Here is a 14,778-nt window from a genome sequence, read left to right as displayed (position 1 = left end):
CGCATGGGCGTCCACAACGTGCACGAGCGCCGGCTGTCCGCGAAGGGGAGCGAGGTGGGCGCGCTCATCGACACACTGGCGAGTGGGGACGGCGACCGGCTGTGGGCCGGCCGGGACTGGTCCCCGATGGAGTTCGACCGGCTGCTGGGGCTCGATGCGACGGGGGCCACGGCCCGGTGCGCTAGACCGTGGCCGGGTACGCGCCCGGACGCTGGATCCGCTTCGAGTTCACCGGGCCACAGGGCTTCCACGGCTACCACGAACTGGCCGTGCTGCCCGCGGGCCCGGACCACACCCGGCTGCACCACGCCCTCTCCATGTCCACGAGCGGACTGGTCCGCGTCACTTGGCCGCTGGCCTGGCGGCCCATGCACGACGCCTGCGGGTGCGGGTCTCTGGTCTGTTGCCCGGGTGGGCTCGGTGGGGCAGGGGGAGGGCGGGGTCGGCTGGGCGGCAGGATGATGAGACCTGCGCTGGGTTGGGGCGGGGTTCAGGGGGTGCTGAAGACGAGGACGGTGTTGTGGCCGCCGAGGCCGAATGCGTTGGTGATCGCTGAGGTTAGGGGTGTGTGCCGGGCCGGGCCGGTGACGATGTTGAGGCGGAGGTCAGGGTCTTGGTGGTGGAGGTTGGCGGTTGGGGGGATGAGCCGGTGGTGGAGTGTGAGGACGGTCAGGGCGGCTGGCCCCTCCCGAGTGACGCCCGTCCGCAGGTCACCGCGCCGGGGTGGGGAATCAAGGTGAGCAGCAGGTCTGGGGAACCGGTGAGCGCCAGGTGGGGATATTCAACGAGCCTGTTCACCGGTTGGTGAACAGAATGATCTCAGTCCACGCTGTCGGCCACCGTGCGATCGAGGGATACCCGGGGGCCCCTCTTCCCCGACCGCGGCCGAGGGAGAGGGGCGCGCATCAGATGCCGCAGGAGGGCGCCGACCAGAAGCGGCTGGGTCGGTGGTCGACGTGGGTGTGGTCGTCGTGGCCGGGGTAGCCCGGCCCGAGGATGCCGCCGAATCCGTGGTTGCGCGCCTGCTGGGCGAGCTTGCACAGGGAGTGCGGTCCAAACGCGAGGTCAGCCGAGTCTCCGTACAGGTGTCGGCTGTCGGCTGCGCCGCCGACCGCGTCATTGCACGCGCGTGAGCGGAAGCCGCTGGTGATCGTGATCGGCACGTCGCCGAGAGCGTGGCGCATGGCCTGGAGTTTCCACATGGTGCGCAGGGCGTTGGCCTTGGCGGTGTCGGCGGAGACCGCGCCTCCGGCCCAGGTGGTGTTGCAGTCGTTCAGTTCCGCGTAAGAGAAGTTGACGGGCGTGCAGTCGTTGTCCTGCAAGGCGTAGATCTTGCTGAAGGTGGCACTGTCGGCGACGCCGTTGGCGGGCAGCCCGTAGGCCTTCTGGAAGCGGGTCACAGCGGCGGCGGTCGCGGGGCCGTAGGCGCCGTCGATGCCGAGGACCTCTCCGGAGCCGGGGTAGCCGGCGACCCGGATCTGCAGTTGGGTGACGTCTGCGCCAGAGGCCCCCTGCGACAGGGTGCGCGTCCAGGTGAAGCAGCCGTCGGCGTGGGCTGCCCCCGCCGTGGCCACGGTGCTGGCGAACAGGCTCCCGGCGAAAAGGATCATGGCTAGGAGAGGTCTGAAGGGTCGACGGAGCACAGGGTTTCTCCTTGGGTCGTGGAACGGGGGGGATTCGATCGAGGCGGGGGGCTTTGAGCAGGGTGCGCGTGGCTGACGTGGCGTACGTGGCGGGACTGCCGGGGCGATGTGGTCCCCGGTGCACTGGGCCGATCCGGTGCGCTCCCTACTTTCCTGCGTGCAGAGCTGACCAGGTGCCGGGGCCCACGATGCCGTCCGGGCCGAAACCCCTCGATGTCTGGTAGTCGCGTGCGGCCTGTTCCGTGGCGGGGCCGAAGGTCCCGTCGATCCCGACGGTTCGGCCGAGCGCAGCGGTCAGCGAGCGCTGCAGCCGCGTGACGGCTTCTCCGTTCGAGCCGGTCCGCAGGGTGGGGGTGGCGCCCTGGGAGAGCAGCGCCGTCCACGTCTTCGCTCCGATGACACCGTCGGCGGCGATGCCGCGACTGCCCTGGAAGGACTTGGTGGCTGCCTCGGTCGCAGCGTCGAACGTGCCGGTGGGCGTGGACGGGCCCGGGGTATGGCCGGCCCGTTCCAGCAAACACTGGGCGGTGTCGACCAGGCCGCCATTGGAGCCTGCGGACACGGTCGAGTAGGCGGCGGAGTTCAGATTGGTGGAGGCACAAGTGACAGTTCCCGGAGTGCTTTCGACCACGTTGAGGTAGTTGCGGTCGATGCTGATGGTGTCTCCGCCCCAGGTCTCGCTGACGTTGCCGGCGTATTGGTGGATACGCTGGTGGTTCGACCATGCGGCGGAGGGCGCGTAACTACCGGCTTTGATGTCGGCCGAGTTGTTCCACCAGGCGAACCAGATGTGATCGACGCGGGTATAGGCGGGGTTGTCGTACTCGGCGGCGGCGTCCTTGACGCCCGAAGAGGCACTCGAGTAGACACCGGAGAGGTAGCCCCTGCCATGGAGTCGGGTCGTCCATCCGGACAGAAACGACAGGACGGCCGCCTTGCAGGAGGCCGTCGAGGTGTAACCCTCGATGTCGCTGTACAGGACGCTGCCGGCCGGGATGCCGAGGACTTGTGCGGCGGCGGCTGACACGTCTGCGGCTTCGGTGCCCTGGGCGCGGGCGGTGTCCGGGTAGTTGGACATCTTGTTGCCGAGCGGGGAGCAGGGGGCTTGTCGGCCGACGTCGATGGGGATCAGGTGCCAGCCCTTGACGGTCTGGTTGCCCACCCAGGCGGGGGTGAGATGGGGTTGGCCGCAGGCACGGCTGGCGCCACTGATGTAGATGCCGACCGCGCGGTAGGGGGAACGGGCGAGCCAGGTGTCCATGGTGGACTGGGACGGTGCGGCGCAGGTGTCGAAGCCCTTGCCAGTGAAGTTGCCTGGCTGGGGTCCAGTGGCTGTCTGAGCATGTTGGGGCGGTTGCGGGGCGGGGGGCAGGGGAACATGTCGGGCCGCTTCGGTGAGGGTGGCTGAGTCCAGGACACGGCGCACGTCAACCGTGGTGGCGGGAGTATGGGCTGCGGTGACCAGGATGCCGGCGTCTTCGACGGCCACTTGGATGTGGTCGTTGCGGGACGAGGCCGTCGGCGCGGTCGCGGTGCCTGGTCGGGCCCGGGCGGTGAGGTTGTCGGTGCGAGCGGCGGAGGTGACGTCGAGGGGTTCGATGACGAGGCCCTCGGTGCGGCCGACGAGGCCGGCGGGGCAGTCCGTCTGGTCTCCGGGGTGGCCGAGGTAGACCGCCGGACGGTCGAAGCGGACGCATGACCGCGGGTGCTCGACGAGGTCGATGACCTCCCACGTCTGCGGTATCTCCACCTCGTAGCCGTGATACACGACCGTGCGGGTGCCGCTTTCGGCATGGACGGAAGACACGGTCGATCCGCCGGCGGCGATGACCGATAACGCTGTCATCCAGGCGTACAGGGGTCTGACCGGAGCAACGTGCATGGGGGGAGTCTCCTTGAGGGGGCAGATGCGTTCGTGTCACGGGGACACGAGGGCGGCCGCCGGGGCAGGGTTGTCGGCCCAGCCCGGTTTCAGCGATGTTCGTCACATCGCTGCTGCGCGGACCGGACGGGCAGACGAACGGTGGCCAGTGGCGAACGTCATTGCGAGACGGGCTGATGTACTTCGACCTTCTGTCGAGCGGGCTCAGCAGAACCAGCAGTCCTCCACCCAGCTGGTCCTGTTGTGCTTCTCGGAGTTTCCGCGGACCTGGTTGCCGTTGCGCTGCTCCAGGCTCATCCTGTCGCCGCGGTGCAGGTGGCCCATCCAAGTGCCAGGTCGGCTTGGGACCTTGAAGCACAGGTCGGTCGCGCAGACGGTCTTGGTCGCCCGACGTGGCCGTTGTCGGCGCTTGCGGAGGAGGTCGTGCCGAGGATCACCGCCACGACCGGCCCTTTGGCGGTCGGTCCAGTGGCGCATCACGTGGAATCTTCACGCCCTATCTTTCCTTGTTCGAGTGGACAGGTGGGTTCAAGTAGCCTGCGGGCTACCATGAAACGAAGCCGCCGATGCAGTCGCGACGCAGGCGGCGCCAGTCGTTGGGGCCGAAGCCGTGCATCGCCGACCGCCCGTGTGTGCGCCGCCATGGTGTGACCGACCTTGTCCCCCCCCGGTGGAGCGCACGCTTGGCGACCACCGGCCGACGGCCGGTGATGTCGGTATGCATGGTGGCGGAGTCGCAGACGAACACATCGTGCTTCGGGGGCTTTTCCGCCGGGACCGGGTTCGGCATGGGCCGTTCCGGCGAACAACGCCGTCTACACCAGCGCCGCGGCACCCAGGCCGCCGTGCCGACTGGGCGTTGCTACCCCCGCCTTCCAGACAGGCGGATCTCGGATCGTGAGAGGTATAGGGGCCTCGAGGGCGGAGACGGGGTTGTCGACGCCGCCGGAAGTCGGTGGCGCGCAGGGCTCTCCTCCGTCAGGGCATGCTGTGGGGAGCAAGATGAGTTTCGGAGTCGTCAACCCTGGAAGAGGAGAGGTTCGCTGCCGTCATCGCTGCCCGAAGGAGTTGGATGCCGTGCGGAGTGCTGGGATCGAGCCCGCTGAACTCCCGAATTTTCTGAAGGCGGTAACTTAGGGTTCTTCGGTGGATGTTCAAGGCTTTGGCGGTCTTTTCCCGGTCCAGCTCGTGGAAGAACAGCTCGTCGAGGGTGAGACGCAGATCGGTCCCCTGTTCGAGCGGTGCCAGGAAGTCGACGAGCCGGTTCTGCAGTGCCGCCTGTCGGGAGATGGCGAGCTCTATCACCAGTTCGGCCGCCTTGTAGGGGCGTGCCTGTGCATCGGGCATCGCCACCACCACGGACATGGTCTGCTGCAGCTCTCGCAGCGTTTCGGGTACCGATCCCACAGTGGTGGCCAGGGCATGGGCGGCACGTACGGACCGCACCTTTCGAGACGCTGCGGTCACCAGCTCGGCGGACAGGGCTTCCGCAGCGTCCTCGTCCCCGTTCACCGGTAGAAGCACCATCATTTCGTCTCGTCGCGCCTGTGTGGACCAAAGGATCCCGGGCCAGGACCGGAGCAGGCCCCGGCTCCCGTCCAGCGCCCGGTGGAGGGCTCCTTCCTCCTGCAAGAACCTGCAGACGAGGATGAGATAGCTCTCCGGGAGGAGGATGCCCGCCGCCGCGGCCATCGCCGCGGACTCGGTCGACGCGCGTAGCAACTCGGCAAGCAGCTGTCGGCGGGCTTGGAGGGTCTCTCCCCGTTCGACGCGCGCCGTATCGTGGTAGCCCGCCATGGCGGCCGCGAGGATTCGGGCGTTCTCCTGGGCCCCGTACGTGATCAGCTTCGCGAACTCTGCGTAGTTCTTGGAGTTCGCCACCGACAAAATGTCTCGCAGGCCGGCCAGGTGTCCCACCTCGAATCCGTCTCGAACGTCGGACGCGGAGAACGAGTCGAACAGGCACCGACGCGACCCCATGTTCCGGAAGACCTCCAGATCGGAGTCGAGGAAGGGAGCTTGGCCGTTGTCGAACAAGTCGAGCATGCGGACCGTCACGAAATGCAGTTCACCCGGAATCTCTTTGGGGCGTTTCGCATGCAGCTGCGCCACCTTGGGAATCTCGCTCGCCGTCATGTCGAGGATCTTTGAGACAGTGACGTCGCGTCGGGCCTTCAACTGCCTGACGAGCTGGGAATCGTTGATGTGACACACCTCCATCGACAACCGAAGGAACGCCCGAATCGCACCGGGATGGGCGGCCCGAGCTCTGACTGCTCATTTCCAACGTGTGGATGCCCAATTCGCGAACGTCGATGGGGTGATCACCGACCTGCGGGAGAGGCTCAAGGGCCTTCCGGGCCTTGGCGCAGACGTGGCGGTCCATACCAGTCCCGGAAGGGCCCAGACGTGCGGGTACTACACAGCGTGGTTCCGCATCATTTCGACGGCGATGCTAGCCGCCTGGCGCCCTATCCGGGAAGGGCGGCGGGAAGGCAGCCGCGGGGAATGAAGTACCACCCCTGCTGGCCGACGCCATCGGTGCTGTCGGCCCGCGGGTCGCGGATCATCACCCACTTGCCGTCGCGCGAGACGTAGCGCCACAGGACGGTCTGGCCGACCACTATCCGGCCGTTCACCGGCGTGCTGGCCACCGCGGGAACCTTCCAGGGCTGCACGTTGCCGTACCCCTTGATGTGCGACCCGTCCCAGGTCCCGCAGCCGGCCCGTGCCACGGTGGCCACGGTCGCTCCGTCATCGGCGGAGCCCCCGATCTGGCCGTTGGTGAACAGCGAGGTCGGCAGCGTGGCCGCAGCGCCACAACCGTCGGCGGCGGACGCACTTCCGGCGACCGCTCCCGAGAACGTCCACAGGCACGCGTTGAGGTCCCCGTACACCCGGCCCCACCGGTACCCGCCGCTCTGCTCGCCTTGCACGTCGATCGTCCAGTTGCGGTACGCCGTACCCAGAACGTACGAGTGCGGGGCCCGCCGCAACAGTGTGTAATCGGCCGACACATGCTTACGGACCGCGGCTTCGGCGGAGGGCCCCTGCACCAGCAGGGGCACGGCCACACCCACCGCGGCCGCCAATGACAACCCGATGAGCGAGGCACGAACTCGTCTCGACATGGAAATTCCTTCCCTTGGCATGAAATGGTTACCCGGTGACGAGTCGGCAGCATGGTTACGCAGGCTCGGAATTGCGCAGCAGCGGTCAAAGCGTCAATCCTGCCGGCGCCCGCAGCGACCGTATGCACACTCCTGCGGAAGAGGGACCGGGAGCCGGTACACCTCTCTTCCGCCAGAGCACGTGCCGTGCACCTGACAGGCGAGCCAAGCATTCATCACAGTGGGCGCGACAAGCAAGGGCTGCAGGCAACAATATCCGCACTCGAAGGTGCTTTGCGCAGAAGGGCAATTGTCGGGCCGCCAGGTTTTCCTCGTTGCGCATAGGCCGACGCCGCCATACGTGATGCACTCCTGCCGATGCGCGGCCGCCGAATCGCGGGCCGCCAGCTCCCGGAGGTAGCGCGTGATACGTCGCATGTCCGCAATCCTGGCCATTCCGGCCGCCACTCTGCTTGCCTGGGCCGGTGCCACAGCACCGGCTTCGGCAGCTCCCGCCGACAAATCGCATGTCCTGTCCAGCTGGACCCAGACCAGCGCCATCAGTTACAACGCCTTCATGTCGGCGCGCAACAACGAGGGGTCCTGGTCGGCGTACGGCTTCAACTGGTCCACGGACTACTGCTCCTCGTCGCCCGACAATCCGCTGGGCTTCCCGTTCAACCTCTCCTGCGCTCGGCACGACTTCGGTTACCGCAACTACAGAGCCGCCGGACAGTTCGACGCCAACAAGCCCCGGCTGGACAGCATGCTCTACGAGGACCTCAAGCGGGTGTGCGGTTCACACGGATACAGCACCTCGAAGAAGGCGTCCTGCAACAGCCTCGCCTGGACGTACTACAAGGCAGTCAAGCAGTTCGGCTGACCCGCCCGGCCGACCCGCGTTGCACCAAGAGCCGTAGTCAGTGGGCCGGCAAAGTGAGCAGAGAGCGGCCGATGCGCCACGCGTCGCGCCGCGCTCCTCGCCCACCCCGACAGACCGCAACGCCCAACGGCGTCGTGGGGCACGACATGAACCGCGCCCACGCCTGTTCCCGACTTCAGGAACAGACCAGAAGAGTCGGCAGTCGCCAAGATCGGACACGGAAGCCGGTCGTTTGATGGTGACGGTCCACCGTCCAGGGCTGTGGGCAAGCCCAGTACGTGGTGACGAGACCCTGCCGTCCCTGCCCCACCACTTCAAACGCCCTGCTGTCCGCTGGGAATGCAGGACCGGACTCCGTGCGCGGCCTGCACCCCCGTCTTCGGCGCCGGCAGCCTCATCTGCCGCCGTCGCCGCGAGAAGAGCCACCCGTGATCGCGATACGAGCTCTCAGGCGGTGACGGGGCCGTCGGTCCAGAAGTTCCTGGCCAGTGCGCGCCGTTCTTGCCAGAGCGTGTCCTTGTCGCGAAAGGCGAGTATTCCGGCTGCCTGGTCGGCGTCGTTGACCTGCCAGCCGCCGTTGACGGCTCCGGTCAGTCCTGCGCTGAGCTTTTCGAAGGCCTGAGCGGTTTTCAGGTCTGCTTCGACGCCGCTGTTGATGATGAACTTCAGTTGTCGGACTGCCTGCTGATTTTTGTTCAGCAGCACTTCCACCAGTTCGTTCACTTCAGTGTCGAGGCGGTCGTCGGGCACGACCCGGTTCCACAAGGTGAGCTCCGCAGCCCGGGAGGCGGGGTGTAGGGCACCGAGGAGGTTGATCTCCTTGGTCAGCCGCCGCCCGATGAGCCGCGCCATTCGGGTGGTGCCGCCCCATCCCGGGGTGATGCCGACGTCGACCTCTGGCATGCCCCACTTCGCGCTGTAGGCGGCGACCACGAAGTCGCATGCCATGGTGATCTCCAGCCCGCCACCCACCGCGAACCCGTTCACCTTGGCGATGGTGACCTTGTCGAGCTCCTCCAGGGTGTCGGCCATGTGCTGGTAGCCGGTGACGCGGCGCATGACGTCGTTGGCGTCGCCCCATCGGTGCATCTCCGTGATGTCGTCACCCGCGCAGAACGTGCCGCCGGCGCCCTGGATCACCAGGACTTTGATGTTCCGGCTGTCCCGGACCACCTCCAGCGCGTGGATCAGTTCGTCGGAGAGGGCGATCGACAGGGCGTTGCGTGCCAGCGGCCGGTTGAGGGTGATCCGTGCGACCGGACCGTCCTCCTCGACGAGGAGCTGTTCGTACGCACTGACGTTGTGGGATGTGGGAGCTCCCGCATGTGGGGCTGACATGAGTCCATCCGGATCGGTCACTGATACTCCTGGGCAGTCGGTTTCAATTCGCTACCGACCATAGAGTGACACGGTCGCAATTTGCAACCGACCGGCGTAGGGTGATGACTCAAGCAATCACAGGGAAGGGCTTGGGGATGGCTGAGCAGGATCGGCTGACGCGACGCGACTCCGTCGAGGCCGCCCTGAACCAGGTCGGAGACCGCTGGACCTTCCTGATCCTGCGTGAGTGCTTCTTTGGCGTGCGGCGTTTCGCCGACTTCCAGCGCAACCTCGGCATAGCCCGCAACATGCTCTCCGACCGTCTGGACAAGCTCGTCGGACACGGCATCCTGAACCGCCGCCCGTACAGCGAGCGCCCGCCACGCGAGGAATACCTGCTGACCGACAAAGGGCGTGACCTGTACGGCGTCACCGTTGCCCTCATGAGCTGGGGAGACCGGTGGCTCTCCGATGAGCCACCCCTGACCCTGACGCACCGCGCCGACGGCGGCGCAATCGAACAGATCCTGCGCTGCTCGGACTGCGGCACCTACCTCGACGCGAGGGACGTCCACTACCACGCGACATAGCCCGCCAGCGATCCAGCGGTCTATTGGAATTTCCGGGCCCAGGCGGTCATCCACGGCTCCAGCGTCGGTCCGAGAAGGACGCGAACTACGAGGGTGGCATGGCCCGACCCACGGCTCATACGCCGCCCAGTGAACGGTCTCGGCGACCCCGTTCGACGAGCCGTGGCAGCGGCTGCGCGAACGGACCGGCATCCGGGACTACCTGATCTTTTCGTAAGTTCGGTGGGTGTGGTGGCCGTGGGGCCTTGACCCCGGATTTTGAACACGTCTATGCGGCTTGGGTCAGGGTAGTTGCAGCTGGCTGGAGGTCGCTCTCGTAGGCGATCGGGGACCGGTGGCCGAGGCCCGAGTGCCGGCGGCGGGTGTTGTATCGGGTCAGCCAGCGGAACGCGTCGAGCCTGGCCTCGCGCTCGCTCGACCAGGCTTTGCGGCCTTTCAGCGTCTCCCTCTTGAAGGCGGCGTTGAAGCTTTCTGCGGCTGCGTTGTCGGCACTGGATCCGATCGCGCCCATGCTCTGCCGGATCCCGGCTGACCTGCAGATTTCAGCGAAGGCCCTGCTCGAATATTGGGATCCGTGGTCCGTGTGCATGATCGCTCCGGCCAGGTTTCCACGGGTCCGCTCGGCTGCCGCCAGGGCGTCAATGACGAGCTCGGTTCGCAGGTGATCGGCGATCGCCCATCCGGCCAGCCGGCGCGAGCACAAGTCGATGACGGTCGCGAGGTAGAGCGGCTTCGCGCCGCTGACCGGCAAGTATGTGATGTCGCCGACGTACTTTCTGTTGACGTCGGCTGCGGTGAAGTCACGGCCGATCAGGTCCGGTGCCTTCGCCGCGGACTGGTCCGCGACGGTGGTGCGGTGCCGGCGGCGCAACCGGACTCCCTCGAGCCCGATGGTCCGCATGATCTGGCGACTCGTTTGTGGTTGACCACAGGACCCTCCTCGTCACGGAGTTCCGCGGTGATTCCGGGGGCCCCGTAGGTGCCGTCGGAGTCCTGGTGGATCTTGCGTATCCGGGCCGCGAGCCCGGCCTCGACGCTTTGCCTGGCCGCTCTCGCGGCCGCGGTGCGACGCCAGTAGTAGAAGCTCGAGCGGGCCAGGCCGAGGATATCGCAGAGCCGCTTCACGCCGTGACGGCGCTGGTGATCGTCAACGAACTGGTAGCGGTTCACCAGCGCGTCTCCGTCGCGAAATACCGGGCCGCCTTGCGGAGAATGTCCCGTTCTTCCTCGAGCTCGCGGATCCTCTTGCGGGCGGCGGCCAGCTCCGCCTGAACGGCGTCGCCGACGGCCTGCGAGGTGGCCGGCGGTGCGGAGTGGGCGCCGGGTCGGCGGCCGTCGGCGGCCCGGATCCAGTTCCTCAGCGTCTCGGTGTTCACCCCGAGATCAGCGGCGACCGACTTGATCGTCGCTCCCGGCCTCGAGCGGTACAACGCGACGGCGTCCGCCTTGAACTCGGCGGGGTAATGCTTCATCCCCACAGGGACTCCGTTCTCCTGGACCATCAAGATCCAAGTGTCTCCGGTGTCCAAAATCCGGGGTCAAGGTCCACCGCCGGACTCATCGAGGTCCTGGAGCAAATCAAGGTGTTCTGCCGCGGCGAGCGAGTGGTCCTGGTCTGGGACGGCCTGTCCGCCCACTGGAGCCGGGCGATGCGGGCCTGGGTCGCCGAACAGGACTGGCTCGCATCAACACCAACCCCCGACTGCCATGGTCATTCCTCGCCCATACCGGCTTGACCATCCGCCCACCACACCCACCGAACTTACGAAAAGATCAGTAGGGCATGTATCGAAAGTATTTCTGGAGCGGCTTTTCGGTCGCTTCGTCCTGGTGCGGCCATGGCGAACTACGTGCTGGTTGCAGGTGCGCGGCTCGGATCGTGGGCGTGGGATGAGGTGGTGCCGCATCTGAAAGCGGCCGGCCACGGCGTCTACCCGCTGACGCTGCCCGGTCTCGCCGAGAAGCAAGGTGTGCCGGCCGGGCAGCAGATCCACGTTCAGGACATCGTTGACGAGGTCGAGCGTCACGATCTGCGTGAGGTCGTCCTGGTATGTCACAGTTACTCGGGCATCCCAGTCGGTCGGGCCGCCGAGCGGGTCCGCGACCGGCTGGCAGGCCTGGTCTTCGTCGACTCCAGTGTTCCGGCCGATGGCGAACCGTTCGTCTCCTCCTGGCCGGACGGTGGGGTGGTGTTGAGGGCGTCGATCGCCGAGAACGGGGGATTTTGGCCGGTCGCGCCTGCGGCCCACTTCGAGGGTCGCGGTCTCACCGATGAGCAGGTCGCGCGGATCGTTCGCGGCTCGACGCCGCACCCGGGCGCCACGCTGACCGAACCCGCCGTGCTGGAACGGCCGCTCAGTGACCTCCCGGCGACGTACATCAAGTGCACGCTCGGTTACCCCGAGCCGAGCGACGACATGGCAAAGCTACTGGTCAGCGAGCGCTGGCGGCTGATCGAGATGGTCACCGGCCACTGGCCGATGTTCTCCCAGCCGCGCGAGCTGGCGCAGATTCTCCTCGACACAGTCGGGGAGTGATCGTAGTTCCACGCTTGCGGACTCTTTGTCGGCGTGTTTCACGAGCGCCGTTCACAGCCATTCGTTGATGGCCGCGACGAGGACGGTCGCCTCATGGCGGACCGCCAACTTGTCGTATCGCGTGGCGACGGCCCGGTGCCTCTTGAGGCGGTTGATTCCGCACTCGACCGCGTGGCGCTCGCGGTAGTCGACCGGGCCGAAACACGGCGGCCGGCCGCCACGGGAGCCGAGCTTCCTGCGGTTACGGACCTGGTCGACCTTGTCGGGGATGGTGCAGCGGATCCCCCGGCGGCGCAGGTAGGAGCGGTTCCTGTGGGAGGCTTACACCTTGTCGGCGCCCACTCGATCGGACGGACCGGCCGGCCCACCCCGATGCGTGGCACGCGGACCTTCTCCAGCACCGTTCGAACTGCGCGAGTCCCCACGCTGCCCAGCCGTCACCACGATCGACATCGGCTTCTGGCCCTGCTCGACAGCCAGGTGCAGCTTGGTGGTGAACCCACCGCGCGAGCGTCCCAATCCGTGATCATCGGGCTCGGCGAAGACACCGCCCGGCGGTTCCTTCTGCAGGTCACCCTGCCTGCGAGCCCCGGCCGCATGTTGATGGGCGCGGCAGGTAGAACGGCCACCACCACGATGACGGCCACGAAGGCTGCGATCGGCAGACCGAACGCCACCACGACGAAGACCAATTCCATGGACAACCTCCCCTTCCGCCCGAGCCGTCTGGCGCAAAGCCCGACCTTCGCACCCGGCCTGCCCAGTCCAGGGGTGCGGGAAAGGCGGTGATGTCCACCCGGGGGTGGGCCTAGCTTCTGCAACGGGCACAGCAGAGCAGCCACGCCTCATACCCACGGTGTACGCCCGACCCGGCGCGGGAGGGCCCCCGGCAAGGAACTAGGAGCAGGGCTGTCGTGCGGCCTCACCCTGCTGCAGGCTGTCCACGGGCGGCGGCCGCCGCCCTCGCGGGGTCAACCCGGGGGAGGACGACGCCACGCCGGGCCGCCTCTACTCTGCGGGAATGCAGGCGGCCAGAAAGCGGATGCGCGTGGGATCCGTGGGTGGTCGACGCGGTCCTGGCGTGTGGCATGGCGGTAGTGACGATCGTCTACGGACGGCAGAGCTTCGCCGCCCGATACCAGGACGAGGGCTGGCCGCCCTTCGGCCTGATGGCCATCACCCTCAGCCTGGCGGTGACTCTTCCCCTGGTGATGCGGCGGCGAGCCCCCTGGGTGGCTCTCATCCTCTCCTGCGGGGCGCTCATCGCCTACACCGCGGCCGGGTTCCAGCCGTCGTCAACGTGTGGTCACCGCTGTTCGCTTGCTACACGGTCATCGTGCGCAACCCGGCACGCCGGGCGGCGTGGGCCGCACCCGCCACCGCGGCAGCCTGGATCGGAGCCGGCCTGGCAGCCCACCTGTCGATCGAAATGTCGCTGGCGCAGACCGTCATCGGTGTCGGCGTCGTCTGGGCGTGGGCCACCGGAAGCCGCCACCTCGCCCAGCGCAATGTCCAACTCGCCGAACTGACCGCACAACTGCGACGGGAGCGGGAACTAGAGGGTAGGCCGCTGGGCCGCACGCTCGGGAGGAAGCGGGCGGCCACGGCTTGCGAACGGATGCCGGGTGCGAGCCCTTCCAGACGTCCGACGAGCCAGCGCTCGAAGGACGGCTCGCTGTCGTCCTCGAAGATCGGCCGGATCCAGCCGCGGCGGGGCAGGGACCTGACGCCGGAGTCCACGGCCTGCCCGCGGCGAAGACGACCATCGAGAGGACGACATCGGCGAAGAGCACGGCCGCGAAGGAGACTCCGAGGAGCCCGCCAAAGCGGGGTGACTTCGATCTCCGCAAACTCGCAGGCCACTCGCCACACGGTGGGGCCGCCGCCGCGCCACTCGATCAGGCCGACGTCGTCCGGGCGGATGTCGTGGGGGTCGAGGCCGGCCTGCCGCAGGAACTCCAGAAGATCACGGGGGTCGAGGGCGTGGCCGAGGATTTCGCCGTCGCAGCGGACCCGGCGCCCGCCCTGGGTGTCGGGCGGGTAGACGATCAGGCGTCGGGCAGATCAAGGTCCGCCGCCGGGATACCGCCGAGGCGAGCATCGGGGCCGTCACCGGCACCTTGACCCGCCCGCAGCTCCTCATCCTCGGCCGCCACGACCAGGCGGGCCGGCTGCGCACGGAGGCGGCCCGCCTGGTCGCCGAGCATCTGACGGCCGCCGGCCCCGGGTACCCCTGGGTCGGGGTGCGGTTCGCGCCGAGTACCCGCTGGCCTGGGACAGCTCGACGAGGACGGTCCGTTGTGGGAGGCGGCGGTCGATCTGAGCGGTCCGGAAGCCGAGGCCGCCGCCCACCTCGGCGTGGTCCGCGACGCAGCCGTTCCCCTGCCCGAGCCGCTGACCGCCCTCCTGGCCTAGCTGGCGCAGGAACTGTCCAAGACGGCGGTGCGCTCGCCGATGGTGGCGTTGAAAGCGCTGGCCGACCTGAGGTACATGATGGCCGGTGCCGGGCAACGCGGCCCGGGCGGTCCTCCGGGTCGGCGGCGTGCTGCCGGCAGCCACGGCCGTCAGGCCCGCGGCGGCGACGTGTGGTGCGCGCCCACCGGTCGGCGCGTCGGCGAGGTGTTCCTGGAGCGTCTCGCGAGCGCGGTCGGTCATCCAGCCGGTGTCGACCGGGCCGGGGTTGACGGCGTTGGCGGTCACGCCGAGTGCGGCCAGTTCCCAGGCAGCGGCCAGCGTGATCCGGTCCAGGGCACCCTTGCTCGCTCCGAGACGGCCTTGCGTTCAATGAAGGTGGCACGTGACATGTGGGTTTA

10 protein-coding genes and 3 pseudogenes are annotated in these 14,778 nt (G+C 67.7%); 5 read left to right on the top strand and 8 right to left on the bottom strand.

The window, feature by feature from the left end; translation table 11 throughout:
* Window positions 1-905: 905 nt before the first annotated feature.
* The 4 genes from ACV7NM_RS00625 to ACV7NM_RS00610 form a co-directional block, all read right to left on the bottom strand.
* Window positions 906-1,643 carry a D-Ala-D-Ala carboxypeptidase family metallohydrolase gene (locus tag ACV7NM_RS00625; RefSeq protein ID WP_463408336.1) on the bottom strand — a complete coding sequence of 246 codons (738 nt, stop codon included), beginning with the start codon at window positions 1,641-1,643 and terminating at the stop codon, window positions 906-908.
* A gap of 145 nt (window positions 1,644-1,788) precedes the next feature.
* Window positions 1,789-3,450, bottom strand: coding sequence for a glycoside hydrolase domain-containing protein (locus ACV7NM_RS00620; protein ID WP_463408335.1), 1,662 nt, complete (start codon window positions 3,448-3,450; stop codon window positions 1,789-1,791).
* 1,053 nt (window positions 3,451-4,503) lie between these two features.
* The gene (locus ACV7NM_RS00615) at window positions 4,504-5,661 is read right to left on the bottom strand and encodes a PucR family transcriptional regulator (RefSeq protein ID WP_463408334.1); all 1,158 of its coding nucleotides are present in this window, start codon (window positions 5,659-5,661) and stop codon (window positions 4,504-4,506) included.
* A 335-nt stretch (window positions 5,662-5,996) separates the two neighbouring features.
* Window positions 5,997-6,656 (bottom strand): hypothetical protein, encoded by a 660-nt coding sequence (locus tag ACV7NM_RS00610; RefSeq protein WP_463408333.1) that lies wholly within the window; start codon window positions 6,654-6,656, stop codon window positions 5,997-5,999.
* A 415-nt stretch (window positions 6,657-7,071) separates the two neighbouring features.
* On the opposite strand from ACV7NM_RS00610, the gene ACV7NM_RS00605 reads away from it, so the two are divergent.
* Window positions 7,072-7,518, top strand: coding sequence for a phospholipase (locus tag ACV7NM_RS00605; RefSeq protein WP_463408332.1), 447 nt, complete (start codon window positions 7,072-7,074; stop codon window positions 7,516-7,518).
* A gap of 447 nt (window positions 7,519-7,965) precedes the next feature.
* Here ACV7NM_RS00605 and ACV7NM_RS00600 read toward each other — a convergent pair whose 3' ends face one another.
* On the bottom strand, window positions 7,966-8,856 hold the full coding sequence (locus ACV7NM_RS00600; protein ID WP_463408331.1) for an enoyl-CoA hydratase/isomerase family protein: 891 nt from the start codon (window positions 8,854-8,856) through the stop codon (window positions 7,966-7,968).
* Window positions 8,857-8,993: 137 nt separating this feature from the next.
* Between ACV7NM_RS00600 and ACV7NM_RS00595 the strand changes: the two genes are divergently transcribed.
* Window positions 8,994-9,428 (top strand): winged helix-turn-helix transcriptional regulator, encoded by a 435-nt coding sequence (locus tag ACV7NM_RS00595; protein WP_463408330.1) that lies wholly within the window; start codon window positions 8,994-8,996, stop codon window positions 9,426-9,428.
* 268 nt (window positions 9,429-9,696) lie between these two features.
* Here the strand turns inward: ACV7NM_RS00595 and ACV7NM_RS00590 are convergent.
* Window positions 9,697-10,906, bottom strand: a pseudogene (locus tag ACV7NM_RS00590) (IS3 family transposase).
* 360 nt (window positions 10,907-11,266) lie between these two features.
* Here ACV7NM_RS00590 and ACV7NM_RS00585 point away from each other — a divergent pair.
* From ACV7NM_RS00585 to ACV7NM_RS00575, 3 genes are all read left to right on the top strand, one after another.
* The gene (locus ACV7NM_RS00585; RefSeq protein WP_463408329.1) at window positions 11,267-11,965 is read left to right on the top strand and encodes an alpha/beta fold hydrolase; all 699 of its coding nucleotides are present in this window, start codon (window positions 11,267-11,269) and stop codon (window positions 11,963-11,965) included.
* Between the two features lie 522 nt (window positions 11,966-12,487).
* Window positions 12,488-12,754, top strand: coding sequence for a hypothetical protein (locus ACV7NM_RS00580; protein WP_463408328.1), 267 nt, complete (start codon window positions 12,488-12,490; stop codon window positions 12,752-12,754).
* A 125-nt stretch (window positions 12,755-12,879) separates the two neighbouring features.
* Window positions 12,880-13,494: a DUF7134 domain-containing protein gene (locus ACV7NM_RS00575; RefSeq protein ID WP_463408327.1), complete on the top strand. Its 615-nt coding sequence runs from the start codon at window positions 12,880-12,882 to the stop codon at window positions 13,492-13,494.
* 337 nt (window positions 13,495-13,831) lie between these two features.
* Here the strand turns inward: ACV7NM_RS00575 and ACV7NM_RS00570 are convergent.
* Together ACV7NM_RS00570 and ACV7NM_RS00565 are read right to left on the bottom strand one after the other, a co-directional pair.
* A pseudogene (locus ACV7NM_RS00570) lies at window positions 13,832-14,017 on the bottom strand (hypothetical protein); the annotation flags it as partial.
* 546 nt (window positions 14,018-14,563) lie between these two features.
* A pseudogene (locus ACV7NM_RS00565) lies at window positions 14,564-14,731 on the bottom strand (SDR family oxidoreductase); the annotation flags it as partial.
* Window positions 14,732-14,778: the final 47 nt, after the last annotated feature.

It is taken from the genome of Streptomyces sp. Tek67B01, from assembly GCF_055231995.1.
The sequence above is the reverse complement of the archived record's forward strand: the minus strand, read 5'-3'. Positions and strand labels throughout refer to the sequence as shown.